The sequence below is a fragment of the Paraliomyxa miuraensis genome (assembly GCF_026337845.1).
Classification (GTDB): domain Bacteria; phylum Myxococcota_A; class Polyangia; order Nannocystales; family Nannocystaceae; genus Paraliomyxa; species Paraliomyxa miuraensis.
In genome coordinates this window covers 57,550-82,007 of record NZ_JAOVZF010000141.1, presented here as the reverse complement: position 1 = coordinate 82,007, position 24,458 = coordinate 57,550, and the positions used below count along the sequence as shown (strand labels likewise).

Sequence of the window (24,458 nt, the reverse complement as noted above, 5' to 3'; positions counted from 1 at the left end):
GCACGGATGGTACTGCATCGGGTTGCACGCGGCATCGCTCGCGCTCGGCGAGGGGCCGCAGTCGACGGACCCGAGGGGTGCGCGCAGCATCAGCCCGCAGGCGGGGGCAGGCACACCGTGCCGCCCTCGATCTGCGCATTGGTGCGGAAGGTGTTGAGCTCGCGCCACGAGGGCGGCTCCACCGCGGGGATGGTCGCGTCCTCGCGGACGTTGGTCACGTGGTACGTGTGCTGGTTCCAGATCCGTCGCGCCTGGATCCAGCGGTCCTCGGCGTCGCGGATCACCTGCACGGTGGGCGAGGTCTGGACGTCGTCCCAGTTGGAGGCCGACACCACCACGATCTCCGCCGAGCCGTCGTTGTCCACGTCGGCCACCACCGGGTACTCGATGAGCGTCTTGGACGAGCGCGGCACCGTGAGCACGGGGATGCCCATGTCGTCGAACACGAACAGGTTCTCCTCGTCGGCGTACATCGCCTCGGCCCCGCCGTCCCCGAGGAAGTCGAACGCGGTCCCCGCGGCCCAGCCGCTGCCGTCGGCCACGTTGGTCGACCACATGACGGTGAGGTTGCGGAAGAACACCGAGTAGTGGCTGGCCGACGAGACCGCGAACTCCGACAGCCCGTCGTCGTCGAAGTCGTGCACGGTCGAGGGACGGAACCAGTTGCCGAGCCCCGCCGGATCTCCGGTGGGCCGCATGTCCTGGAACTTGATCGTGCCGTCGTGCTCGAGGATCGTGATCCCGCCGCTGTTGTTGACGATGATCTCCGGATCGTCGTCGTCGTCGAGGTCGGCGATCTGCGGGTAGCCGGGCAGGATGTTCGGGTCGTTCCAGATCACGGTGCCGTCGTGATGGTAGGCGCTCTGCCCCAGCACCAGCTCGAGGTCGCCGTCGCCGTCGAGATCGGCCGCGGTGGTGGCGGTGTTGCGCTGGCCGATGAACCATCCCGTCTGGGCGGGGGCCACGAAGCGGGTGTTGCCGTTGGCGTCGAGGATCGCTCCGTCGCCGTAGATCTCGGGCGAGCCGTCGTTGTCGAAGTCGGCGATGCCCACCGCGCCGCCCTGGTCGTGGGGCCACACCGTCTCCGAGGTCCAGATCGGCGTGCCGTCGTGTTCGAAGGCCGTGAACGCCAGGGTGAAGAAGCCCACCGGAGAGGCGCTGACGATCTCGGGCAGCCCGTCGCCGTCGATGTCGCCGATGGCCGGGGTGACGAACGAGTGCACCGCGCCCGGGATCGCGAAGTGCTCGCTGCCGGTGGCGCCGTCGAGCACGTGGATCTGGCCCACCAGGCCTCCGGTGACCACCACCACGTCGGGCGTGTCGCACAGATCGATGGTGCCGTTGCCGTCGTCGTCGGTGAGGTTGGCCACCAGCGGCGTCACGGCCGACTCGCCGCCCTGCCAGGTCCACTGCACCTGGGGGTTGAAGCTCTCGGCGGGGGCGCTCTGGCGGCAGTCCCCCACGCCGTCGAGATCGTCGACCACCTCGCAGCTCGGCTGGATCCCGGTGGGATCGATGTCGGGCGGCGCCTCGAGGTCGAAGATCGTGCCGGTCGTATCGGCGGTGGTCCCGCTCGCGGTGGAATCGGCGACCTCGGTGCCCGCCGTGGTCTCCGAGGCCGACACCGTGCCGGTGCTCGTGCTCCCGGGGACCGGGCTGGTCTCGAACGGGTCGTTGCCAGGATCGTCGTTGCAGGCCGTCAGCGTGGCCAGCACGGCGGGCACGAGGATCCACGGTCGTCGAGCACCATACGGCTTCGGTCCAGGCATGACCGCCCCATGGTAGCGGGCTGCGTCGCTCGGGGGTTGGTGACCCTGCGGCGAATCGACCGCAGGTCGCCATGCCGAAATGGTTTCGAGCACTTACGGTGGTCGCGGGGAGCCTGTTAGAGTCCGCCAGCCCAGGATGCGCACCATCATGTCCCTTCGACCGTGGCTCGTCACCCTCGCCCTGTCCCTCGCGACCTTCGGCCCCGCCGGCTGCAAGACCAAGGACACCACCACCGATCCCGATGGTGGGGGTGGTGATGGGACGGCCATCGACGACGACGCCGCCGACGGGGCCGCGGCGCTCTTGCCCGAGCGTCCGTTCGACTACCAGGAGACCGCGCTGGAGAACGGCATGCGCGTCATCACCCTCGCCGACCACAGCACGCCGATCGCGGCGGTGCAGGTCTGGTACCACGTGGGCAGCAAGGACGAGAAGCCCGACCGGCGCGGCTTCGCCCACATGTTCGAGCACATGATGTTTCGCGGCACGCAGAACATCGGGCCCAAGGCGCACTTCGAGTACGTCCGTCGCGTGGGGGGCGACTGCAACGCCTACACCTCGTTCGACAACACCACGTACATCCAGGAGATCCCCAGCAACCAGGTGGAGATGGTGCTGTGGCTCGAGGCCGAGCGCATGGCCTTCCTCAAGATCAACGAGGGCTACTTCGACACCGAGCGCCAGGTGGTGGCCGAGGAGTATCGCCTGGGTCGCGAGCAGCCCTATGGCACCGCGCCCGACAAGATCCTGGGCGAGATCTTCAAGCAGCATCCCTACCGCTGGACCCCGATCGGCGACATGGACGAGCTGGCCGCGGCCTCGGCCGACGAGCTGCAGGAGTTCTGGAACACCTACTACGTGCCGAACAATGCGGCGCTGGTGGTGGTGGGCGACGTGGAGCACGACCGGATCGTGCAGCTGGCCGAGACGTACTTCGGCTGGATCCCCAGCTACCCCGAGCCGCCGCGGGTCACGGTGAAGGAGCCCCCGCTGAGCAAGCCGCTCGAGGTCAAGATCAAGGAGCGCAACGGTCCCGTGCCGATCGTGGCGGTGGGCTATCGCACCGTGCCCACCGGGCACGAGGACGAGCTGGCGCTGGAGATGTTGGGGCAGATCCTTGGCGGGGGCGAGAGCAGCCGCCTCTATCGCGATCTGGTCACCGATCGCGATCTGGCGATCGTGGCGCTCGCGGCCGGGTTCTCGCTCGAGGACGATGGAATGTTCGGCGCGGGCGCGGTGATGTCCCCGTTCGGCGACGAGCCCGACGACGCGCTCGCGGCCATTCGCCAGCACGTGGCCAAGCTGGTCGCCGACGGCGTGACGGAGGACGAGCTGCGCAAGGCCAAGAACGGCATGCTGCGCGACGTGGTCACCTCACAGCTCACGGTGGCCTCCAAGGCCCAGCTGCTGGGGGACGCGGCGCTGATCAAGGGGGACCTGCCCGCGGTCAACCGTCGCTTCAAGGAGATCGAGGCGATCTCGGCCGCCGACCTCAAGGCGGCTGCCGCCAAGTACTTCGACCCGCAGCGCGAGATCGTCGTGCGCATCGAGCCCAATTTGGTGGGCTTCCTCGTCGACCAGTTCCGCGGCAAGAAGGACGAGAAGAAGAAGGACGACAGGCCGCAGGGGCCCGAGGAGATCACCGGCGAGGGCTCGGGCAAGCCGGGGCTGGTCCGTCCCGAGGGCCTCGGCGTGCAGCCCCCCGTGGCTCCGCCCAAGGCGCCCAAGGTCGCGATCGATCACGTCGACGAGGTGCTCCCCAATGGTCTCGAGGTGGTGGTGATCGAGAACCACGAGGTCCCGTTCGTCAGCTACCGGCTGGGCCTGCGGTTCGGGGCCTTTGCCGACCCGGCCGACATGCCGGGCACCGCCTCGCTGGCGGCCTCGATGCTCACCCGCGGCACCGAGGGCTACGACTACAAGGCACTGACCGACGAGCTGGACACCCACGCGATCTCGATCTCGCCCGGCGTGGGCATGGACACGGGCTCGGTCACGGCCAGCGCGGTGACTCCCCAGGCCGCGCGCGCGATGAAGCTGCTGGCCGAGGTGGTGCAGCGCCCCACGTTCCCCCAGGGCGAGCTGCCCAAGCTGGTCAAGCAGACCCGCACCGGGCTGGCGATCACCGAGCGCTCGCCGCAGTACCTGGCCGATCGCGAGCTGCGGCGCCGCATGTTCCCGGGCCACCCCTATGCGCGCTTGCCCGAGGCGCAGGCGTCCGAGCTCGACGCGATCACGGTCGACGGCATGAAGGCGTGGTGGAGCGGGCACGTGCGGCCCGACACCACGGTGCTCTACGTGGCGGGCGACCTGAGCAAGGCCGAGGCGTTCGCGCTCGCGAAGGAGCACTTCGGCGGGTGGAAGGCCACCGGGGCCGCGCCCACGGTCTCGGTGCCGGCCGCTCCGCCGCGCAGCAAGACCAAGATCTACCTGGTCGACAAGCCCGGCGAGCAGGCGCAGATCCGCGTGGGGCACGTGGGGATCGATCGCACGAGCGAGGACTGGTTCACCGCGCGGGTGCTGTCCGACGTGTTCGGCGGCGGCTTCAACAGCCGGCTCAACGACACCATCCGCGTCAAGAAGGGCCTGACCTACGGCGCGGGCGGAGGCTTTTCTGCCGATCGCTTCGGTGGACGCTTCGTGGTGAGCACGTTCTCCAAGAACGCCACCGTGGGCGAGACGGTCAAGACCATCCTCGAGGAGATCCGCCGGCTGCAGAAGGAGGCGCCCAGCGAGCAGGAGGAGCAGTTCTCGCGGAGCTACCTGCTCGGGCGTTTCGCCGGGCAGCGCGAGACCCCGCAGGACCTCGTGGGCGACCTGTGGATGCTCGAGGTCGAGGGGCTGCCCGAGGGGTACTACCAGCAGTACCTCGATGCGATCGCCAAGGTCACCAGCGCGCAGATGAACGCGGTGGCCAAGCGGCTGGTGCACGAGGACGAGCTGGTGATCGTGGTGGTGGGCTCGGCGAAGGTGCTGGAGAAGCAGCTCGAGAAGATCGGGCCGGTCGAGGTGGTGGATCCGAGCAAGTAATAGGCAGGCGTAGCCTGCCGGAAGGGCCCGCGGCGCCGCCAGGCGACGCCCCCGAAGGGGCCCGCCAAGGACAGCCCAAACCGGCGCCTGCCTAACTCACTCCCTGCGAGACCAGATCCTCGCTCGAGGTCGTGCGTGGTAGGGGCCCGCTCGCCATGCACGCCGACCAGCTCCCGATCACCGGCCCCTGTCCCATCGACCTCGACGCCATTGGTTTCGATCGCGACTCACGGGTGTCCCACTGCACCCATTGCGCGAAGAATGTCACGATCCTTTCGAATATGACCCGCGGTGAAGCCCGGTCGTTCTTGCGGGAGCACAAGGGGCAGACGATGTGCGTGTCGTACGCGCGCGATGCCGAGGGGCGGATTCGGTTTCGGCCGGAGCCGGAGGTCGTGGCCGAGCCGGTGCTCGTGCCAGTGTCGCGGCTGCGGGCTCGACCTTCGCGACGGGCCGGGCTGGTGGCGGCGCTTGGGGTGAGCGCGGCGCTGGCGGCCTGTGCTCCGCACGGGGAGCCGCCGCGGGAGGTGTCGATCCCGGCGAAGGTCGCCAAGCCCGAGACGACCAAGGTCGAGGTCGAGGGGCCGAAGCCCGACGCGGTGCCCATGGCCGGGGCGGCGGTGATCCCCGAGGAGCCGATGGTCGAGGGCGAGATCGAGGTGCCCGATCCGGAGCAGATGGTGGATGGGGAGATGAGGGTGCCGGATCCGGAGGCGATCGACGAGCCGTGCGATGGCACGAGCAAGGCCAAGGTGGAGGCGGAGGCTCTGCACGCGCGGCGGTGATCGGATCGGAGTGGCGCGCAGTCTTCGCCAAATACGAACACGTGTTCGAATTTGCCCCGCACCCGGGGTCGGCCGCGGTCTCCCACGTCAGCGTCGATCCGCCCGCTGCCCCGCGCTCACGCCGAGCCCCCCGCCTTCCGCGTCGCCGCTCGCGGCGACCGAGGCATGGGCGCCTGCGGCAGCAAGCCCCGCACCAGCGGCACGAAGGCCTCGCGCACCAGCGGCTCGAGCACGAACCCCTGCACGCCGATCCGATGGAGCGCCTGCCACTCGGCGGCGCCGCCGACCGCCGACACCACCACGATCGGCACGGCCTGCGTGGCCGGGTTGCCCCGCACGGTGGCCGCGAGCTCGAGCCCGCTGGTGCCCTCGTTCTCGAGCGCCGTGACGAGCAGCGCCAGCGGATCGGCCTCGAGCAGCCGCAGCGCCTCGTGGCCGTCGGACACGGTGAGGACCTCGGCATCGGGCATGGCATCGACGAGGGTCCGCCGGATCCACTCGAGGCACTCGGGATCCTCGTCGACCACCACCACCCGAGGGCGCGGCCTGGCGATCCGCCGACGTGCCTTGTGCAGCTCGTCGGCCAGGACCCGGGCGTTGGGGGTGCGATGGCGGGGATCCTTGTGCAGGGCCTGCAGCACCACCGCATCGAGCTCGCGCGGCAGATCGGGCCGCACCTCGCTCGGCGGCGGAACCCGAGCCCGCAGCTGCAGGTCGAGCATCTGCCGACGCGACGTGGCGGTGAACGGGTGCCGACCCACCAGCAGCCAGTAGGCCAGCATGCCCAGCGCATAGACGTCGGCGCGCGTGGCCAGCGGAGCAGGGATCATCGGATCGTCGTCCCGCGCGAGCTCGGGGGCCATGTAGCCCGCGGTTCCGCCGCTGACCCCACCCGTGCTCACGTCGACGTCGGCGACCACGCGCGCGAGCCCGAAGTCGGTCACCACCACGCGGAAGTCGGCGTCGACCAGCATGTTCTCGGGCTTGATGTCGCGGTGGACGGCGCCCGCATCGTGGATCGCGGCCACGCCGTCGCAGACCTGACCCAGGAGCCCCAGCGCCACGTCGATCGGCAGCGGCAGCGGCTGCTTGCGCACCCACGTGTGGAGATCCGGCCCGGCGACGTGGCGCATCACGAAGTAGGGCAGTCGCTCGTGCTCGCCGAAGTCGTAGACCTCGACCACGTTGGGGTGCCGCAGCTGCGCCATGGCCCGGGCCTCTTGCAGGAACTGCTGCACGAGCTCCGGCTCGAGCCGGAGGTGGGGGCGGATCATCTTGAGGGCGACCTCGCGATCGAGGCGCAGGTCGTGCGCCCGGAACACCACCCCCATGCCACCGTCACCCGCGCGATCGATCACGCGATAGCGACCATCGATGAGCCCATCGCTGGGCAGCTCGATGTCGCGCTCGCTCTCGGCCTCGAGCTCGCTGGCATCGAAGCGAGTCGTGGGGTCTCGATCCTCCACGTGGTACTCGGCGGCGTCGAACGCCCCATCGGAGGTTCTGCACGCATCGTCCATGACACGAACAAGAAGGGTAAAGAGGGAGAGGACGGTCGGGCTCCCCGACCAGCTGGGCCTGACTCGTCTAGTACGCCTGGGGCGAACGTCGTTGTCAATGGTGTGAATGGGGATACGCATGTTTCATGATGTAAGGCGATCGCTTAGTCGTTCGAATCGCGCGAGGCCGACGAGCGAGCCGACGAAGCGCGAAAGCTCGTGGCGAAATCGCCCTCGACCCTCTGGTAGACAGAGCACGGCATGGATCCCGAGCGATACTACGTGGAGCTCGCGGCCGCGTTCGTGCGCGGTCGTCTGCCCGCGCTCGCGGCGGCCGGGCCGGACGTGGAGGCGCTCGTTCGCGAGGGCAAGGCGCAGGGGCTGTCGCTGCACAAGTTCAAGCGCAGCGCCACGCTGCCTCGCGTGGCCAAGGTGCTCGGGATCCTGCGCGGGCTGATGCCAGGCTCCTTGCTCGACGTGGGCAGCGGTCGCGGGGTGTTCCTGTGGCCGCTGCTGCACGAGATGCCGTGGCTGTCCGTGACCGCCCTCGATGCCGATCCGCTGCGGGTTCGCGATCTGCGGGCGGTGCACGACGGCGGGATCGAGCGCCTGCGGGCGCTGCAAGGCGATGCGGCCGCGCTGCCCGTGTCGGACGGTGTGGTGGACGTGGCGACCGCGCTCGAGGTGCTCGAGCACCTGACCAACCCCGAGGACGCGGCCGCGGAGCTGCTGCGGGTGGCGAGCCGCTTCGTGGTGGTCTCGGTGCCCTCGGGGCCCGACGACAACCCGCAGCACATCCAGCTGTTCACCCCCGATCGGCTGCGCGACATGTTCATGGATCGGGGGGCGCGTCGCGTGCAGATCGAGCACGTGCTCGGGCACATGATCGCGGTGATCCGCGTCGAGGAACCCGCACGATGAGCCCGGCCCCGCTGCGCAAGTACCCGCGCACGCGCCACCTGATGGGCTCGCGCCTGCAGCCCGGCGACGAGGATCTGTCGGCCGCGCCGTTCTCGGAGCTCGAGGGGCGCCCGCTGGTGGTCGAGGAGAAGCTCGACGGCGCCAACGCGGCGGTGAGCTTCGACGAGGACGGCAAGCCGTGGCTGCAGAGCCGCGGCCACTACCTCACCGGTGGCCATCGCGAGCGTCACTTCGATCTGCTCAAGACCTGGGCGATGTGCCACCGCGACGCGTTGTTCACCGCGCTGGGCTCGCGCTACGTGATGTACGGCGAGTGGCTCTACGCCAAGCACACGGTGTTCTACGATCGCCTGCCGCACTACTTCATGGAGTTCGACGTGCTCGATCGGCAAAGCGGCGCGTTCCTGTCCACGGCGCGACGTCGGGAGCTGCTGCAGGACGCGCCGGTGTGGTCGGTGCCCGTGCTGCACGAGGGCACCGCGCCCTCGATCGAGGCGCTGGCCGAGCGCGTGGCGCCGTCGCTCTACAAGAGCGAGGACTGGCAGGACGCGCTGCGTCGGGCGGCCGCGGACGAGGCGCTCGACGTGGAGCGGGTGGTGCTGCAGACCGATCCGTCGTCGCTGGCCGAGGGGCTCTACGTCAAGGTCGAGGAGGACGGCGAGGTCACGGGGCGCTTCAAGTGGGTGCGCCACAGCTTTTTGACCTCGGTGGTCGATTCCGGAGGGCACTGGATCGACCGCCCGATCGTGCCCAATCGCCTCGCGCCGGAGGTCGATCTCTACGACCCGCGGCCCCCCCGGGAGCAGCGAGCATGAGCCCTCCGCAGACGATGGACCGGGGGACCCAGCCCGTCGAAGGGACGGTCGAGGAAGTGGTGGAGGGGACGGCCGAGGCCGCGCTGGGCCTGCCTCGGGATCCGACGTGGGCGGTGGAGTGGGACGCGCTGGTGGCCCGGCACCCGTGGCTCGAGGCGATGCGCGGGTGTCCGCAGGATCCCGTGTTCCATGCCGAGGGCGACGTGCTGGTCCACACCGGGATGGTGTGCGAGGCGATGGCGAGCCTGTCGGGGTTTCGGCGGGGCGATCCGCGGCGACGCCTGCGGCTGTGGGCGGCCGCGCTGCTGCACGACGTGGCCAAGCCGCGCTGCACGGTGGTGGAGGACGACGGGCGCGTGCGCTCGCCGGGCCACTCTCCGGGCGGGGCCCTCGATGCGCGCGTGATCCTGTGGCGCCTGGGCGTGCCTCCGCCCGTTCGCGAGGCGATCTGCGGGCTGATTCGATTCCACCAGGTGCCCTACCACTGGGCCAGCCGCAGCGACAGCCAGCGGCTGGTGATCCGCATGAGCCAGACGACGGTGCTGCGCGAGCTGGTGTGGCTGGCCGAGGCCGATCTGCGCGGGCGGGTGTGCCCCGATCGAGACGAGCGCATCGAGGACGCGAGGCTCCTGGCCGAGTATGCCGCGGAGCTGCACTGCCTCGATGCGCCGTGGGCGTTTGCCAACGACCACGCACGGGTGGAGTACTTTCGCCGCCCCGATCGCGATCCCACGTGGGCGGCCCACGACGACACGCGCTTTGGGGTCACCGTGATGAGCGGACTGCCGGGCTCGGGCAAGAGCACCTGGGTGGCCGAGCATGCGAGCGACGGACCCGTGATCGAGCTCGATGCGATCCGGCGCGAGCTCGGCGTCTCTCCGCGCGACGACCAGGGGCAGGTGATCGACCTCGCCCGCAGCCGCGCGCGCGAGCTGCTGCGACGGGCGCAGCCGTTTTGCTGGGACGCCACCAACCTCGGCCGCACCTTGCGCAAGTCGGTGGTGGGCCTGTGCCTCGACTACGGGGCACGGGTGCGCCTGGTCCACGTGGAGGCGCCGGCGTCCGAGCTGGGGGCGCGCAACCGCAATCGCGCCGATCCGGTGCCCGAGGGGGTGCTGGGCCGCATGCTGCGGCGCTGGGAACCGCCCGATCCGACGGAGGCCCACGAGGTGCTGCTGGTGCCCAATCCGTGAGCCCGTGAGCCTGCCGAGCGCGTGAGCCCCCGTGAGCCCACGCGTGGTGGGTGGTGCGTTCGGACCGCGTGACCCCGGTACCCCCATGGCGTTAGGGTGGCGGGCGATGGCCAAGGTTCGCCGAAGGGATGCGCTCGACTATCACGTGCAGGGGCGACCCGGGAAGATCGAGGTGGTGCCCACCAAGCCCCTCACCAGCCAGCGCGATCTGTCGCTGGCCTACTCGCCCGGAGTGGCCGAGCCGTGCCTGGCGATCGCCGAGGATCCGAGCCTGGCCTATCGCTACACCGCGCGCGGCAACCTGGTGGCGGTGATCACCAACGGCACCGCGGTGCTGGGCCTGGGCAACATCGGGCCGCTGGCGGCCAAGCCGGTGATGGAGGGCAAGGGGGTGCTCTTCAAGAAGTTCGCCGACATCGACGTGTTCGATCTCGAGGTCGACTGCAGCGATCCGCAGAAGCTGGTCGAGGTGGTGGCGGCGCTCGAGCCCACCTTCGGCGGGATCAACCTCGAGGACATCAAGGCGCCCGAGAGCTTCTACGTGGAGGAAGAGCTCAAGCGTCGCATGAAGATCCCGGTGTTCCACGACGACCAGCACGGCACGGCGATCATCACGGGGGCGGCGCTCATCAATGCGGCACACCTGCAGGACAAGGCCATCGAGGAGCTGCGGGTGGTCGTCAGCGGCGCGGGCGCCTCGGCCGTGGCCTGCAGCCGGTTCTTCATGAGCCTGGGCGTGCGACCCGAGAACCTGTTGATGGTCGACTCCACGGGGGTGATCTACGAGGGCCGCACCGAGAAGATGAACGAGATCAAGGCGCAGTTCGAGCGCCGCACGCAGGCGCGCACCCTGGCGGACGCCCTGCGGGGCGCCGACGTGCTCATGGGTCTGTCGGTGGGGGGGCTGGTCACCGCCCCGATGGTGGAGTCCATGGCCGAGCGTCCGATCATCTTCGCGCTGGCCAACCCCGATCCCGAGATCCCCTACGACGAGGCCAAGGCGGCGCGGCCCGACGCGATCGTGGCCACCGGGCGCAGCGACACCAACAACCAGGTCAACAACGTGCTGGGCTTCCCGTTCATCTTTCGGGGGGCGCTCGACGTGCGGGCCACCGCGATCAACGAGCAGATGAAGATCGCGGCGGCGCGGGCCATCGCCGAGCTGGCGCGTCGCGACGTGCCACGGGTGGTCAACCTGGCCTACGGGGCCGAGTTCAGCTTCGGGCCCGACTACATCATCCCCAAGCCGTTCGATCCGCGGGTGCTCTACTGGGTGGCGCCGGCGGTGGCCAAGGCGGCGGTCGACAGCGGCGTGGCGGGCATCGAGCACTACGACGACCAACGCTACCGCGAGCGCCTGCGCACGCTGCTGGGGCAGTCGTCGTCGGTGATCCGACGCTTCATCAAGCAGGCCAGCAATCGGCCGCAGCGCATCGTGTTCTCCGAGGGCGACGACCCGAGGATCCTGCGGGCCTGCTCGATCCTGGTCGACGAGGGGGTGGCCTCGCCCGTGCTGCTGGGCCGCGAGGCGGAGATCCGCGAGGTGGTCCGCTCCCAGGACATCGACCTCGATCTATCGCGGGTGGAGATCGTCGATCCGCTGCGCGACGCCCATCGCGAGGAGTACATCGAGCGCTACTTCGCCCGGCGCCAGCGCAAGGGCATCGATCGCAAGGAGGCTCGTCGCCACATGGCGTGGCGCAATCACTTCGGCATGATGATGGTGCTGGGAGGGCGCGCCGCGGGCATCGTGTCGGGGATCAACGCGCACTACCCCGAGGTGCTGCGACCGGCGCTGCAGATCCTCGGGCTCGCTCCCGGGGTGCGACGCACGGCGGGGATGTACCTGGTGCTGCATCACCAGCGCGGTCTGCTCCTGTTCGCCGACACCACGGTCACGATCGACGCCGACGCGGCGGCGCTGGCCGACATCGCGGAGATGGTGGCCGATGCGGCGAGCACCTACGACGTGACGCCGCGGGTGGCGATGCTGAGCATGTCGAGCTTCGGCTCGGTGCGGCATCCCGACGTGGACAAGGTGGTGCGGGCCACGGAGCTGTTGCGGGCGCGTCGCCCCGACATCGAGGTGGAAGGCGAGATCCAGGCCAACGTGGCCCTCGACTATGCGCTGCAGCAGCAGACGTTCCCGTTCTCGCGGCTCACGGGTCCGGCCAACGTGCTGGTGTTTCCGAACCTCGACGCGGGCAACATCGCCTACAAGCTGATGCGCGAGCTGGGCAACCAGGTGGTGGTGGGTCCGGTGCTCCTGGGCATGGCGCACCCGGTGACGGTGCTCGAGCGCGACTGCGACGTGGACTCGATCGTGCTCATGACGGCGCTCACGGTGGTGCAGGCGCAGGAGCGGGTGGTCGCCAGGGCCGCCCAGTAGCCCACCGATGGCCCCAGTCGCGGTTGCGCTACCATGGATCCCACGATGGATCCCACGATGGAGACCGCACCCACCGAAGCCGTGGCCGAGCGTCCGGGGGTCGTGCTCGGCGGAGGCTCGCAGCGCCACCGGGTGACCGGCGAGATGGTGCACCACCTCGGGCGTCTGCCGCTGTCGCCGGGGGCCGCTCCGCAGGCGGTGGACCTGCCGTTCTTGGCCCACGGCCTCACGCCCAGCCCGCACGACGAGGGGCTCATCGTCCTGTTCGAGAAGCACGGGCCCGGGGCCTGCGTGCTCGACCTGCGGCAGGGCGTCATCGTGCACACGCTGCACGCGGGGGAGGGGCGCGAGTTCTACGGGCACGGCGTGTTCTCGAGGGACGGCTCGCTGCTCTACTGCACCGAGACGGACGTGACCGACGGCAACCGCGGAGTGCTCGCGGTGCGCGATGGCAAGGACTTCTCGGTGCTGGGCGAGCTGCCGTCGTACGGGGTGGCGCCGCATGATTGCGTGCTGTGGGGCGACGGCGACGTGCTGGTGGTGACCAACGGCGGGTCGCCGATCGGGGTGGAGGAGCATCCGCCCAACGTGGCGTTCGTGGATCTGAAGACCCATGCCTTGCTCGACGAGGTGCGGCCGAGCAATCCGAGGATCAACACCGGGCACGTGGCGGTGGCCAGCGGTGGCGAGCTCGCGGTGATCTCGGCGCCGCGCGACGGGCTCTCGCCCGCCCACGACCTGGGGGGAGTGAGCCTGCGGGGCAAGGATGGCCCGCTGCGCACGGTGACCGAGCCGCTCGACGTGCTGCGGGATCTGAAGGGCGAGACGCTGTCGGTGGCGATCCACGAGCCCACGCGCACGGTGGCCGCCACCACGCCGCTGGGGCACTACCTCACGCTGTGGGAGCTCGACACGGGACGGCTGCGCAAGAGCCTGCGGCTGCCCGAGCCGCGCGGCGTGGCGGTGTCGCTCGACGGCAAGGACTTCATCCTGAACTTCGGCAACCCGCCGCGCATGGCCAGGCTGGATGCGTTCACGCTCGAGCCCCCCCGCGACCCCGAGGCGCGAGCGGGCTTTCCCTCGCTGTGCACGGGCTCGCACATCCTGGTGGCCGATCTGCCGGGCTGGGCGTAGCGGGCCGCTCGCGGGGTGGCCGCTACGCGGGGGCCGGGGCGTCGCTCCGCCGACGAAGGCGAGCGCGCAGGTTGGTGGGCGAGAGCGTGAAGCCGAGCTCCTCGCCCACGTCTTGCGAGCGACCGACCCGCTCGAGCTCGAAGTTGCGCAGCAGGGTGGCGAGCACCATGCGGATCTCGAGCAGCGCGAGGCTGCGGCCCGGGCAGATCCGGGGGCCGGAGCCGAACGGGACGAACACGCCCGCGCGCTGGAGTGCGGCGGCGGTATGGCCGTCGCGCCAGCGCTCGGGGCGGAATGCGTGGGGATCGTCGATCCGGGCGGGGTCGAGCGCGGACGGACGGGTGAGCACGAGGATGGGCGTTGCGGCGGGAAGCCGCACGTCGCCGAGGGTGACCTCGGGGATCGTCTCGAGGAACATCATCGGTGCCACGGGCTCGAGGCGCATGGTCTCGTTGGCGACCGCCTCGATCTCGTCGAGGGCGCGCGTGGTCGCCATGTCGGCGGGAACGCGAGCCGAGCCGAGCACGGCGTCGATGCGCGTGCGCAGGGCCGACAGCTCCTCGGGCGCGTCGAGCAGGAAGTGGACGGCCCAGGCCATGGTGTTGGCGGTGGTGTCCTCGCCGGCCACCAGCATCGTCAGCGCGTTGCCGAACAAGAGCCGGTCGGAGAACGGCCGTCCTTCGGGGTCGCGGGCCACGAGCATGGCCTCGACGAAGTCGCTGGGGTGCTCGGCGCGCGATGGATCGGCCTGCAGGCGCTCGCGGGTCCTGGCGATCACGTCCTCGAGCCACTTGCGCACACGGCCGAGCGAGCGCGTGAAGTGTCGGTCGCGCGGCAGCTGCAGGTAGCGCCAGTAGGGGAACATGGCGTTGATCCGCCGGGCGATGGTGGGGAACAGGGGATCGAGGTCGTCGAGCAGCTGGCTGCTGGCGCCGCCGATCACATCGGTGGGCTCGGAGAACGCCAGGCGGGTGGTGACGTCGACGGTGAAGCGCATCATCTCCTCTTGCACGTCGAGCACGTCACCGGCATCGGCGGCTGTCTCCCAGCGTCGACGCAGGCGCTCGGCCACGTCGTGGAGGGTGGAGAAGAACGCGGTCAGGTGGCGATGATCGAGCGCTCCCATCGCGAGCTTGCGCTGGGGTCGCCACGACGTGCCCTCGGCCGAGAACACCCCGTCGACGCCCATCTCGTCGAAGATATCGGCCATGCGACTCATGCGGCGGTAGGACTCGGGGCGCTTGCGGAGGATCTCGGCGATGAGCGTGGGATCGGAGACGACCGCGAACGCGCGGCGGCCGAGGACCACGCGGTAGAAGGGTCCGTGCTCGCGGGCCCACGCCTCGAAGGTGACGTGGACGCGGCGGGTGTCGAGCTGCAGGGCGTTGCCCACGAGGGGCAAGGGGCGGGGGCCGGGGAGCTCGGCGAAGACGCGCTGGGAGCTGGCTTTGGTGGTTGGGGCGGGCTCGCCTGCCGTGTCCGGCAGCTCGATCTCGACGTGGCCTTCGTGCTCGTGGACGGGGTAGCTGCGCAGGCACTGGGGGCCGCCGATGCGTGCGCCCGTGCGGGGGTCGAAGCGCCAGCGATGGTTGCGGCACACCAGCACGCCGCCCTCGAGCTCGCCTTCACCGAGCAGGGCGCCCTGGTGGGGGCACAGGCCATCGAATGCGCGGAGCTGGCCGTCGGTGCGGAGGAGGACGAGGTCGCGGCCTCCGACGGAGGCGGGGTGAGGGCCGTCGCCCGGGAGGTCCGCGATGCGAGCGATGCGATGGCGAGAGGTGGTCACGGTCTGGCGGCTGGAGGATCGTTCCAGACCTCGTCGAGGTTGTCGACGTCGAGCAGCCGCAGAGCCCAGGCCTCGAGCTGCGGCGCGGTGGCAGCGAAGAGCTTGGCCTCGACTGCGTAGGGCAGTGGACCGAAGCGATGCTCGAGCTGCTGCAGCAGCATCTCGGCTCGGCCCTGCACCCGGCCACGGGCCTCACCACGGGCCTCACCACGGGCTTCGAGCTTGTCGGCGATGCTCATCGCCTCTGGCGCGAGCTCCTCGTCGCTATGGTCGATGATCGCCTGCATCAGCGCGTCCTCGTTCCCCGTCCGTGCAATGTACTCCAGCAGGGCGCGGAAGTCATCGTAGCCGTGGGCCCGGTGGACTTGGGCGAGCCACCGGGCAATGCGCTCGGCGTTGGCGGCGACGAGCTGTTGCAGCGCGGCAAGCCGCAGCAAGCGCAGCGTGGTCCGTGCCAGCGTGGTCAGCTCCGCAGCCAGTAGGGGACTCTCGTGGATTTCGTGGACGATCATCTCGAGCTCCATGTAGATCCGGGGGGCGGGGTCGTCGGGAAGTCGGTGGTGATAGGCTCGAGTCGAGATGAAGGGCGTGTCGAGGGCGGAGTGGGGGCTCGGGCTGGCGCTCGTGGGGTGTGCGGCGGCGGGGACCGGTGCGTCGTCGGAACCGGACTCTGCGGCGGCCGAGCGAGCCCCCGAGCTCGAGATGCAGCCCGAGGTGGAAGAGCAAGAGGGAGCGGCTGCGTCGGGCGATGCGACGGTGGCTCCGAGCGCGAAGCCGGCCTCCGGGGACGGGGCCTCGAAGATCGCGCCGCCGATGACGGTGGAGGCGATCACCGGGGTCCCGGATTGCGACGCGTACCTCGAGCTCTACGCACGCTGCGAGGGCTTCCTGCGACCGCAGATCATGGCCGGCGACCGCCGGTTCTACCCGGCCGAGAAGGGCTGGCTGCTGCACTTGGCGCAGTCGCCCGAGGCACCGACGTTGCCCGAGGCGTGTGCGGAGATGCTCGACGGGTTGCGCACGGACTGTCCGGAGGACCAACGGACACCGGCGGTGGCAGAAGGGAGCTGAGGCCTACGAGGCGTCGACGTCCGTCTCCAGCGTCGCGAGTCGCCGGTCGAGATCTCGATTTCGAGCGGACGACGTGGCCTCGAGCGAGGCGAGCCTTCGCTCGAGCTCCTCCACGCGCTCGAGCAGCGACGGGGTCGTCGGCGTGCGGGCCGGAGCTGCACCGGAGTCACGAAACTCGGCGAGCCTGCCCTGCAACGACTCGGCTCCCGGGAGCTGCGGGGTCTCGACGTCGGGGGCGGCGTAGCTTCGCGCACGGGTGAGCCACAGGAAGGTGAGGTGGGCTGCTTCGATCTTGGACTCGCCGAGCTCGATGGATGCGAGCAGCCACGCGTCCGTGAACCAGTCGAACAAGGACGCCGCGAAGATCGGTCGGCGACCGGGGGTGGTGGCGGTGGTCGCGACCGCACTACGCAGCGGCTCGAGGAGCTCGTCGCAGGAGCTCCCCGCCGCCTCGACCAATCGGCTCGCCCCGGACGTCCCGCCCGCGAGCAGCTCGATCACCATGAGCTCCGGCCCGACCTCGAGCACCCCGAGGCGATTGGCCTCACCGACCGCACGCTCGAGCGCCATCATCGCGGTCGAGTCGAGCCGCTGGATCAGCTTCTTGGGGGTCGGGCGGAGGGTGATGGCTGGCATTGTCGCCGCGAAGAACGGCGCGCGCAACGAGACGGCCCGGAGGGCCGACGAGCGGCGCCTGCGGTCGTAGAGACGGGTCGACCCGGCGTTGCGGAGGGTCGATCGCAAGAGGCGACGGCGGTCGCGGCGGCGGGCAGATTGCTCGTGCTCACTCTTGGCTGATGGATGGTTCGGTCGTGCTCGTGGCATCGACAGGTGCTGCCAAGGATCTGAAACTCTGCCTCGTTCATGCTCCACCACCCCCGCCGAGCACGTAGTTGGGTCGCGAGCGTGGCCACTCACGGTGTGGCCGTCGTCGTCGGAGGCGTGCTCTCGATGGCGTTCGGTGTGGTGTCGCAGTCGCGAGGGCAGGCTGCGGGGATGGAGCGCGAGACGTGTCCAGATCTTCGCCCTGCCCTCGATGCATTCCACTCGAAGCCCTCCGTGCCCTCGCGGCGCTCGAGCCCGAGCGCGCCAGAATCCGGGGTAGCGCGGTCGAATGCCCGTCACGCATGGCTCGAGCTTCACAAAGCCCAGGCCGAGGCTGCGCTCGCAGAGCTGGGCGGGATGCCGCTTCGGTGGGAATCGATCGCCGATGTGCCCGAAGGGCTGCGCCCCAATGCCTTCGAGGCTCTGGTGCTGGGTGTGACCTCCGAGTTCGGGCTCGCGGATCCCGAGATCGACTGCAGCGAGTTCCCGTGCGTCGTCCTCGCGCCGCTGGAATGGACCACCGAAGAACTCGTCGCGGTGAGGGAGCGGACGCGAGCCGGAGTCGAGGTGGACGAGCCCATCTCTTCGTGCTCGATCGAGAGGGGCGGATCTTTGGGGTCTATTCGGAGAAGGGGAAGACCTCGGAGCTGCTCGAGCGGATCTGGTTTCGGTTGATGGAGAATCGACGGGACGAGGAGACTGGGGGAGGGGAGTCGCGATGAGTAGCGAGCGGATCCGGTGGTCAGTGGTGAAGGTGCTCGTCTCTTCGGGGTCGTCTCCCGGCAGGGACGCGAGCCGGATCGAGAAGCCCTTCCCGTATCCGCGACGGGCTGGCTGCCACGGCCATCGGCGAGTCCTGGCTCGACTCTGATAATCAGTGTTTCACGGTCCTTGACGGCCCTTGGCTCGTGGATAGCCTCGTGATCATGAGCACCAACGAACGCAAGCTGGTCGGCTTGGCCATCCTGCCCATCGTCGCCTCCGTCCTCTTGGGACTGCATCACGAGGAAGCGGCGGCTCTCGACTTGAACGCAAAGGACAAGGGGAATTACTGTGATCCTCCAACGGAAGACTGTGTGATCCTCACCGTGCCCGCTCCCGACAAGCTGATCCGGTCGACGTGTGACCACATTCGACAGGCGTCGGAGTCCCAGCTTGCAGAACGTGGTAGATATTGGATCGCGGCCGATGCCCCCTGTGCTGAACCAGCCGATTCGTGAGACTCGTGGAACTCCCCTCCGTTCTGACCGGACTGCTCGTGTTCGGCGTGTCGTTGGTCGTCCTCGATCGACAGCCCGAGATCGAGGACGCTTCGAGTCGACCCTCCGACTTCATTCCCAACGAAGCGGAGGCAAGTGTGAGCCTCGAATGGACGACCGATCCGGCCCATGCGGAGCAATGGAGGCAGTACACCGAGACGAACAGCCTCGATGTGCGGGCGCTGGCCATCGGTGGCGACTGGTCGTGGGTCGAGACCGCAGCGGAGCTGCAAGATTGGTTCTTCGTCGCGGAGAAACAGCGAGAGTGCAGCATGATGTACGGAGGCACGATCCGTGGCGTGTGCTCGTATACGATCTCCTATGTCGCCCTTGGCGACGGTGCTGGACGAGGCACGATCGTCTACGCGAGTTCCGCGTTGCGTGACGAGAGCAGCATTCCGCCCGCATCGTCCGCGAACGATCCCCGTTGCCACGACTACATAGGCTGCCTCGCTCGTGCCAGGCTGGGAGTGGTCATCCCGCTGCCCGCTGCGACGCGACCCGCGATGACGGCGATCCACGAACACCTGCAATCCCACTGGGGGGACCCTGTTCTCTTCGATCTCGAGCGCTTGCCGAAACTCATCGACTCTTGGGCCCGATACCGTGACTTCATGGCCGAGCAGGGCAGACGGGGAGAGCTGACCGAGGCACACGATGTCCTCAAGCTTCGTTCCGTGGAGTCTCTGGTCCCCTATCTGCGCGGTCATCAAAGGCGGCTACAGGAGGCGGCGGATGGCGGACCCTAGAAAGCTCGCCATCGCGGGCCTCATCGGGTTCACGTGCGCGTATTCGCTGCTCCTGGTATTCGCACCCGAGCGGTGGCTCCCGAGGGAGAAGCTGGTGCTCGTCGTGGCCGAGTGGTGCCCCAAGAGCCTCGAACTGCAGCGGCAGGTGGCGGAAGATGCCGAATTGGCGCGTCGCATCCTCGTGATCGACCCCGAGGCAGATCTGACGCAAGACCGCTGCACACCCATCGTGCAGGAAGTCGTCGAGTATGCGCCATGGCTTCACTTCGAGGATGACGCTTGGATCTGCCGGAGGATCCAGCGCCACGTGGCAGCTCTCTACCGTGAGCACTTCTTCGGATTGCCCGCTTGGATCGAAGATGGATCGCCAGTTGCACGACCCAAGGAGCGTCAGGTGCTCGCGCGGTACGGCATCACGCTATGCCCTGGTCCGCGCATCCATGCCGATGAGACCCCTTGCCCGGAGCCCCCGCCGAGGCCGCGACTCGTCGAGGTCGTGGCCGTCGAGAGGGGTCGGGACATTGGCTTGTGATGCAGGCCGGGGTGCGCCCGCTTCTACAACCCCCGCAGCCCCTCCGGCTTGAGCAGCCGCTCGTCCTTTGCTTCGAGCACCCGATCGAGCAACCCCACCAGCTCTCGCTTCTGCTGCGGCAGGTCGGCCGTGAGCGGCAGATAGTTGCTCGCATGATTCGCCGAGAACCGGCACGCCGAGAACTCGCTCCCCGCCACGATCTCCCGCAGCTCCTGCAGCATCGCGAACTTCTCGGGCAGCGCGAACTCCCCTCGCGCCTGCGCTGCTGCCAGCGGTGTCCCCGGGACCACCGTGGTCGTCAGCGCCCCCACGAACGGCGGATCCATCTTCGTGAGCACCTTGGCGGTCTCCTGCGCGTGCTCGTGGCTGCGGTCCCGCCCGCCGACCCCGAGCAGCACCATCACCGAGTGCGCGAGCCCGGCCTCGCGCAGCTTCCCCGCCGTCTCCACGCACTCCGCCGCCGTGCCGCCCTTGTCGATCCTCCGCAGGGTCTCGTCGTCGCCCGATTCCATCCCGTGGTAGACGATCCCGAGTCCGGCCTCCCGCAGCGCCGTCAGCTCCTCCACGGGCTTGCGTCCCACGCTGCGCGTGTCGCCGTAGGTCCCCACGCGCTCGACCCAGGGCAGGTGCTCGCGGATCCCCTCGAGGATCCGCAGGAGCTTGCGCGTGGGCAGGATCAACGCGTCCCCGTCGCACAGGAACACCCGCCGAAACCTCGGTCCGACCCGCGCGGCCTCCTGCAGATCTGCCTCGATCGTCGCCCACTCCTTGGGCCGAAACTGCTTGTCCCGATACATGTCGCAGTAGCTGCAGCGGTTGTGGCTGCAGCCCACCGTCACCTGCAGCAAGAAGCTGCGCGCCTCGGAGGGCGGCCTGTAGATCCTGCCGACGTAGTCCACCATCGCGTCGTCCCCCGTGAGCCGGTCAGTAGTGATACGACACGCTGTACGTGACGCAGGCCTCCTGCGGCATGTCCACGCGGATGTACACCATCGCGTTGTCCTCGGTGACGCCGGTGCAGTTGAGGTCGGGCAGGGCGATCCCATCGCTGGCGCAGCACCCGGGCCGTGCGCTGGGCGAGAGCGCATACTGGGTCCCCGCCGGGCACTCGAACTCGGTCTGCGCCAGCCCGTTGTCGCACTCGAGGAACTTGCACAGCCGCAGGCCCGCCGAGGCCACGATCTCGCGCGCAGGGTCGACGTTGCCGGTGATGTCGTCGTCGCCCTGGTAGCGGTACCAGTCGACGTCGCCGGGGTGATGCAGCGAGGCCGACACGATCCCGCCCTCGTCGGAGTCGTCGACCATCCCGAGATCGGTGGCGGTGGCCTCGTCGTCGTTGGGCTCGAGCAGGTCGCCGTCGCACTGCGCGGCCTGGCACACGTCGTCGAGGCAGAAGAGGTCGTCGTCGCAGGCCCCGGCCGCGCACGGGCAGCCCTCGGTGCCGGCCGGGCACTGGCCGGTGCTGGTGTCGCCGGGGGCGTCGGTGGTGCTGGTGCTGGCGTCGTCGGCCGAGCCGGTGCTGCTGCCATCCCCGGTGCCGATGCTCGTGGCGGTGGTGCTCGTGGAGCTGGCCTCGCTGTCGTCGGCCTCTCCGGACGACGAGGCGCCGAGGTCCGGACCGGTGGTGCTGGTGGCGTTGCCCTCGGCGCAGCCGGTCGCGACGAGGCCGACGAGCGCCGCCATCCACGTGTTGGGCGAGCGAATGAAGGAGAGCCGAGCGCGCTGCATGACGCACGCACGATAGCGCGCTCGAGCGGGAGGCGAGGGCCTCCTCGTCACATCGGGGCCACGGTCATCCGCATCACCCGCGGCGCCTGCGGCCACGACCAGATCGGGTCCTCGCTGGCCTCGCGGACGAAGGCCCAGCCCTGCGGCGGGCCCTGGTCGAAGATCGGTCCCGCCATGTCGTAGCCCGCGGCGCCCGCCTGGTTGCCCTCGGTCCCGGCATCCCAGGCCCGCAGCCGGGCGGCGATCTCCGCCTCGACCACGGCGGCGGGCCGCGGCGCTCCCCGCTCGTCGAGCAGCGCCACCCCGGCCGGATCCAGGGCCACGAAGGTGTCGTTGGACGGCATGATCGCGGCCAGGAGACCGAGGAAGCGGAACGGGAACTGGGGCGTGACCTCGATCGCGTAGGCATCGCCGGGCAGCAGCGGGCCCGTCGTCGGGATCCCGGGCCCGGCGTGGTCGGCCTGCACTCCGAAGTCGTAGACCCCAAAGGAGCTGCCGAGCTCGGTGAACAATGCGTAGGGCGAGCCCTCCTCGGCGAGATGCTCGATCCCCTCGCTGGCGGGGAAGCCCTCGTCGAACACGTGCACGATGTCGTCGTGGATCACCCACACCGTGGGCGAGAGCTGGCCCGCGAACGCGGTCGTGTCGCTGGTATTGGTGAGCGTGATCGTGAAGGTCGCTCCGCTGCGGGTGACGCCGACCGAGAGGAAGCCCCCCGCCAGCGGCCCCGTCAGATCGTCGGTGACGTCGGCGTAGCGGCGCACGCCCACGGGCTCGGGCTCGGGGGGCCCGGTGTCGGGCGCGACCTGGCGCGGCGCCTGGTGGAGACCCGCCCCGGGTACCTCGTTGGCCTCGGTGCCGGCGTCCCATGGGGTCAGGGTGGCCGCGATGTCGTCCGCGATGTCGTCGTCGTCGCGCAGGCCCTCGTCGTCGAACAGCCGCACGCCCCCGGGACCCATGGCCAGGAACGCGTCGTTGCTCTCCGCCACCATCGCGGCCAGGGACAGCCGAGGAAAGTCCGCGGTGGGGGCGAGCGGGAGCACGAGCTGGTCGCCGGGCAACCAGGGCCCGAGCACCACCCCGTGCTGCTCCACGCCGGTCACCCCGGCGAGCCAGGCGTCGAGCGGCGCGGGGTCGCCGTCCTCGGCCAGCGCTTCGAGCTCGGGGGAGGCGGGGGCGCCCTCGGTCAGCAGCTCGACCGTGTCGTCGTGCAGCGCCCACGACAGGCTCGAGAGCGCGGTGACCATGGTGCCGCGATCCTGCGAGACATTGGTGAGGGTCAGGATCAGGGCGTCCGGATCCATGGGGTCGACGTCCACGGTCACGGCGACGAGATCGGGTCCCAGGGGGATCGCTCGCGTGGAGTGCCGGTGGGGCAACACGCCGGGGAGCTCGGGCGGCCCGAGGCCGGGGCTGCCGCCGTGGAGCGCTTGCCAGGGACCCTGGCCGGGAGCCTGGTCGATCTCGGTGCCCGCGTTCCACAGCTGGAGGCTCGCGCTCACGTCCCGCTCGGGAAGGGGCAGGCCATCGGAGCCGAACAGCGACACGCCCGGGGCCTTGGTGGCCACGAACAGATCGTTGGAGCCCATGAGCATGGTGGCCAGCGACAGTCGCGTGCCCGGCTCGGCGATCACGACGAATTGCGTCGCCTCGCCCGGCATCAGCGGTCCGGGGCGGCCGGCCATGGTGGTGGGCTCGAACACCCCCGTCCTCACCACCCCGGCGTGGCTGGCCACGGATCCGGCGAGCATCGCGGGCTCACCGTCCTCGGCCAGCGCGTGCAGCCCCTCGCCATCGTCGGGGATGCCGGGGGTGAACAGCACGTCGGAGTCGACGGCGTGAACGGCCCACACTCCGGCCGACAGCGGGCTCTGCATCAGGCCGGTGTGGGTGAGGTTCTCGAGCGTCACCACGAAGCCGGCCGGACCCGGGGGAGGGAGGGGCTCGATGGTGTCGGAGCTGCCGTCGGGATCGACGGAGGTGCTGTCGGGACCGGTGGTCGTGGAGGCTCCGCTGGTCGTGACGGTCGCCTCGCCGGTGCTCGTGCCTTCGGCGTCGAGCGGCGGCGCCCCGTGGCAGCCGCCCGCGAGCAAGACCAGCCCGAACCGGGCGCCGATGGCGTGGATGCGCGTCACGATCGTCGGGCTCTCGCCGAGGGTATCCGGTTTCGCGGAGCGCATGCGACCTCGTCGTCGCCAGGCGCCTCGCCCCGACCCGGCGCCAGCGGAGCCGATCACGCGGATCACACTATGCGTGGTGGATCGACGCGCAGGACGTCACCACGGAAAGGAGGCGAGGGATGGGACAGCAAGCGTTCCAGGGAACGATCGAGATCACCGGCCACGGTCACGTCGAGGTCATGCCCGACGAGGCCATCGTGCAGCTGAGGGTGATCACCGAGGGCAAGACCGCGGAGCAGGCGGTGGCCGCCAACGCCACCGCCACGCAGCAGGTCATCGACGCGGTGTCGGGCGTGCCCAACCACGGGATCTCGACCTTCGGGCTCGGCGTGAGCCCGATGCTCCGCTACGACCAGGCGACGGGGACGAGCCGCATCGTGGGCTTCCGCGCCACCGACGGGGTCCGCGTGAGAACCAAGGTCGACCACGCCGCACGGGTGTTCGACGAGGGCATCGCCGCGGGGGCCAACCAGAGCAGCGGGATCGACTACCGCCTGCAGAACGACGCGCCGTATCGAGCGCAGGCGCTGCAGCTCGCGGTCGACGATGCCTTTGCGCAGGCCAGGGTGCTCGCCGATGCGGCCGAGGTGGAGCTGTGCGAGCCGATGACGATCTCCACCGACGTCGATGCCGCGCCGCCCTCGCCGTTTCGCACCGCGGCGCTCGAGAGCGGGGCCGTACCCACGCCCACGCTGCCCGGCGAGCTCTCGATCCCGGCCAGCGTGCGGATCGTGTTCCGCAGCGAGTGATGGTCGCGGGCCGGCCGCTCCGCGCGGCGATCTCGTGGTAGAG

General features: G+C 69.9%; 20 protein-coding genes. 12 read left to right on the top strand and 8 right to left on the bottom strand.

Features of this window, described 5'->3' with window-relative positions:
• Positions 1-89: 89 nt before the first annotated feature.
• Positions 90-1,769, bottom strand: coding sequence for an FG-GAP repeat domain-containing protein (locus OEB96_RS09055; protein WP_266215104.1), 1,680 nt, complete (start codon positions 1,767-1,769; stop codon positions 90-92).
• Positions 1,770-1,917: 148 nt separating this feature from the next.
• Here OEB96_RS09055 and OEB96_RS09050 point away from each other — a divergent pair, with 148 nt between their 5' ends.
• Both OEB96_RS09050 and OEB96_RS09045 read left to right on the top strand, forming a co-directional pair.
• On the top strand, positions 1,918-4,800 hold the full coding sequence (locus tag OEB96_RS09050; RefSeq protein WP_266215103.1) for a M16 family metallopeptidase: 2,883 nt from the start codon (positions 1,918-1,920) through the stop codon (positions 4,798-4,800).
• Positions 4,801-5,081: 281 nt separating this feature from the next.
• Entirely contained in the window at positions 5,082-5,585 is a 504-nt protein-coding gene (locus OEB96_RS09045; protein ID WP_266215102.1) for a hypothetical protein, read from the top strand.
• Between the two features lie 116 nt (positions 5,586-5,701).
• Here OEB96_RS09045 and OEB96_RS09040 read toward each other — a convergent pair whose 3' ends face one another.
• Positions 5,702-7,105, bottom strand: a complete 1,404-nt coding sequence (locus OEB96_RS09040) for a protein kinase domain-containing protein (protein WP_266215101.1) — start codon at positions 7,103-7,105, stop codon at positions 5,702-5,704.
• Between the two features lie 240 nt (positions 7,106-7,345).
• Here OEB96_RS09040 and OEB96_RS09035 point away from each other — a divergent pair, with 240 nt between their 5' ends.
• The 5 genes from OEB96_RS09035 to OEB96_RS09015 all read left to right on the top strand — a co-directional run bounded on the left by OEB96_RS09035 (position 7,346) and on the right by OEB96_RS09015 (position 13,536).
• Positions 7,346-8,005: a class I SAM-dependent methyltransferase gene (locus OEB96_RS09035; protein ID WP_266215100.1), complete on the top strand. Its 660-nt coding sequence runs from the start codon at positions 7,346-7,348 to the stop codon at positions 8,003-8,005.
• Positions 8,002-8,820 carry an RNA ligase family protein gene (locus OEB96_RS09030; protein ID WP_266215098.1) on the top strand — a complete coding sequence of 273 codons (819 nt, stop codon included), beginning with the start codon at positions 8,002-8,004 and terminating at the stop codon, positions 8,818-8,820. Before OEB96_RS09035 ends, OEB96_RS09030 begins: the two co-directional genes overlap by 4 nt.
• Positions 8,817-10,013, top strand: a complete 1,197-nt coding sequence (locus tag OEB96_RS09025) for an AAA family ATPase (RefSeq protein ID WP_266215097.1) — start codon at positions 8,817-8,819, stop codon at positions 10,011-10,013. The genes OEB96_RS09030 and OEB96_RS09025 overlap by 4 nt, the downstream gene beginning before the upstream one ends.
• A gap of 106 nt (positions 10,014-10,119) precedes the next feature.
• The gene (locus tag OEB96_RS09020) at positions 10,120-12,402 is read left to right on the top strand and encodes an NADP-dependent malic enzyme (RefSeq protein WP_266215096.1); all 2,283 of its coding nucleotides are present in this window, start codon (positions 10,120-10,122) and stop codon (positions 12,400-12,402) included.
• Between the two features lie 45 nt (positions 12,403-12,447).
• Positions 12,448-13,536 (top strand): DUF1513 domain-containing protein, encoded by a 1,089-nt coding sequence (locus OEB96_RS09015; protein WP_266215095.1) that lies wholly within the window; start codon positions 12,448-12,450, stop codon positions 13,534-13,536.
• Positions 13,537-13,558: 22 nt separating this feature from the next.
• Here OEB96_RS09015 and OEB96_RS09010 read toward each other — a convergent pair whose 3' ends face one another.
• Entirely contained in the window at positions 13,559-15,322 is a 1,764-nt protein-coding gene (locus tag OEB96_RS09010; RefSeq protein ID WP_266215094.1) for a cytochrome P450, read from the bottom strand.
• Positions 15,319-15,834, bottom strand: coding sequence for a DUF4351 domain-containing protein (locus OEB96_RS09005; RefSeq protein WP_266215093.1), 516 nt, complete (start codon positions 15,832-15,834; stop codon positions 15,319-15,321). Before OEB96_RS09005 ends, OEB96_RS09010 begins: the two co-directional genes overlap by 4 nt.
• Positions 15,835-15,901: 67 nt before the next feature.
• Here OEB96_RS09005 and OEB96_RS09000 point away from each other — a divergent pair, with 67 nt between their 5' ends.
• Positions 15,902-16,393, top strand: a complete 492-nt coding sequence (locus tag OEB96_RS09000) for a hypothetical protein (protein ID WP_266215092.1) — start codon at positions 15,902-15,904, stop codon at positions 16,391-16,393.
• A gap of 3 nt (positions 16,394-16,396) precedes the next feature.
• Here the strand turns inward: OEB96_RS09000 and OEB96_RS08995 are convergent, their stop codons facing one another.
• Positions 16,397-17,029 carry a hypothetical protein gene (locus tag OEB96_RS08995; protein WP_266215091.1) on the bottom strand — a complete coding sequence of 211 codons (633 nt, stop codon included), beginning with the start codon at positions 17,027-17,029 and terminating at the stop codon, positions 16,397-16,399.
• Positions 17,030-18,144: 1,115 nt separating this feature from the next.
• Here OEB96_RS08995 and OEB96_RS08990 point away from each other — a divergent pair.
• Genes OEB96_RS08990 through OEB96_RS08980 form a run of 3 tightly spaced genes read left to right on the top strand, consistent with a single transcriptional unit; the run spans position 18,145 to position 19,758 of the window.
• Positions 18,145-18,438, top strand: a complete 294-nt coding sequence (locus tag OEB96_RS08990; RefSeq protein ID WP_266215090.1) for a hypothetical protein — start codon at positions 18,145-18,147, stop codon at positions 18,436-18,438.
• Between the two features lie 5 nt (positions 18,439-18,443).
• Entirely contained in the window at positions 18,444-19,226 is a 783-nt protein-coding gene (locus OEB96_RS08985; RefSeq protein WP_266215089.1) for a hypothetical protein, read from the top strand.
• The gene (locus OEB96_RS08980) at positions 19,213-19,758 is read left to right on the top strand and encodes a hypothetical protein (protein WP_266215088.1); all 546 of its coding nucleotides are present in this window, start codon (positions 19,213-19,215) and stop codon (positions 19,756-19,758) included. Before OEB96_RS08985 ends, OEB96_RS08980 begins: the two co-directional genes overlap by 14 nt.
• Before the next feature lie 23 nt (positions 19,759-19,781).
• Here OEB96_RS08980 and OEB96_RS08975 read toward each other — a convergent pair whose 3' ends face one another.
• From OEB96_RS08975 to OEB96_RS08965, 3 genes are read right to left on the bottom strand one after another with little or no spacing between them, the layout of a single operon-like run.
• Entirely contained in the window at positions 19,782-20,660 is an 879-nt protein-coding gene (locus OEB96_RS08975; RefSeq protein ID WP_266215087.1) for a radical SAM protein, read from the bottom strand.
• A 22-nt stretch (positions 20,661-20,682) separates the two neighbouring features.
• Complete coding sequence (locus OEB96_RS08970) at positions 20,683-21,486, bottom strand: hypothetical protein (RefSeq protein ID WP_266215085.1); 804 nt, start codon at positions 21,484-21,486, stop codon at positions 20,683-20,685.
• A 47-nt stretch (positions 21,487-21,533) separates the two neighbouring features.
• Positions 21,534-23,621, bottom strand: a complete 2,088-nt coding sequence (locus OEB96_RS08965) for a spondin domain-containing protein (RefSeq protein ID WP_266215084.1) — start codon at positions 23,619-23,621, stop codon at positions 21,534-21,536.
• Positions 23,622-23,785: 164 nt separating this feature from the next.
• Here OEB96_RS08965 and OEB96_RS08960 point away from each other — a divergent pair, with 164 nt between their 5' ends.
• On the top strand, positions 23,786-24,415 hold the full coding sequence (locus OEB96_RS08960; protein WP_266215083.1) for an SIMPL domain-containing protein: 630 nt from the start codon (positions 23,786-23,788) through the stop codon (positions 24,413-24,415).
• Positions 24,416-24,458: the final 43 nt, after the last annotated feature.

Excerpts from the sequence above, each read along its gene's own strand:
- OEB96_RS09030 (WP_266215098.1), top strand. The coding sequence starts at position 8,002 with ATGAGCCCGGCCCCGCTGCGCAAGTACCCGCGCACGCGCCACCTGATG.
- OEB96_RS09055 (WP_266215104.1), bottom strand. The coding sequence starts at position 1,769 with ATGCCTGGACCGAAGCCGTATGGTGCTCGACGACCGTGGATCCTCGTG.
- OEB96_RS09000 (WP_266215092.1), top strand. The coding sequence starts at position 15,902 with ATGAAGGGCGTGTCGAGGGCGGAGTGGGGGCTCGGGCTGGCGCTCGTG.
- OEB96_RS08960 (WP_266215083.1), top strand. The coding sequence starts at position 23,786 with ATGGGACAGCAAGCGTTCCAGGGAACGATCGAGATCACCGGCCACGGT.
- OEB96_RS08970 (WP_266215085.1), bottom strand. The coding sequence starts at position 21,486 with ATGCAGCGCGCTCGGCTCTCCTTCATTCGCTCGCCCAACACGTGGATG.
- OEB96_RS09040 (WP_266215101.1), bottom strand. The coding sequence starts at position 7,105 with ATGGACGATGCGTGCAGAACCTCCGATGGGGCGTTCGACGCCGCCGAG.
- OEB96_RS09025 (WP_266215097.1), top strand. The coding sequence starts at position 8,817 with ATGAGCCCTCCGCAGACGATGGACCGGGGGACCCAGCCCGTCGAAGGG.
- OEB96_RS09035 (WP_266215100.1), top strand. The coding sequence starts at position 7,346 with ATGGATCCCGAGCGATACTACGTGGAGCTCGCGGCCGCGTTCGTGCGC.
- OEB96_RS08980 (WP_266215088.1), top strand. The coding sequence starts at position 19,213 with ATGGCGGACCCTAGAAAGCTCGCCATCGCGGGCCTCATCGGGTTCACG.
- OEB96_RS08995 (WP_266215091.1), bottom strand. The coding sequence starts at position 17,029 with ATGCCAGCCATCACCCTCCGCCCGACCCCCAAGAAGCTGATCCAGCGG.
- OEB96_RS09015 (WP_266215095.1), top strand. The coding sequence starts at position 12,448 with ATGGATCCCACGATGGAGACCGCACCCACCGAAGCCGTGGCCGAGCGT.
- OEB96_RS08975 (WP_266215087.1), bottom strand. The coding sequence starts at position 20,660 with ATGGTGGACTACGTCGGCAGGATCTACAGGCCGCCCTCCGAGGCGCGC.
- OEB96_RS09020 (WP_266215096.1), top strand. The coding sequence starts at position 10,120 with ATGGCCAAGGTTCGCCGAAGGGATGCGCTCGACTATCACGTGCAGGGG.
- OEB96_RS09005 (WP_266215093.1), bottom strand. The coding sequence starts at position 15,834 with ATGATCGTCCACGAAATCCACGAGAGTCCCCTACTGGCTGCGGAGCTG.
- OEB96_RS09045 (WP_266215102.1), top strand. The coding sequence starts at position 5,082 with ATGACCCGCGGTGAAGCCCGGTCGTTCTTGCGGGAGCACAAGGGGCAG.
- OEB96_RS09050 (WP_266215103.1), top strand. The coding sequence starts at position 1,918 with ATGTCCCTTCGACCGTGGCTCGTCACCCTCGCCCTGTCCCTCGCGACC.
- OEB96_RS08990 (WP_266215090.1), top strand. The coding sequence starts at position 18,145 with ATGAGCACCAACGAACGCAAGCTGGTCGGCTTGGCCATCCTGCCCATC.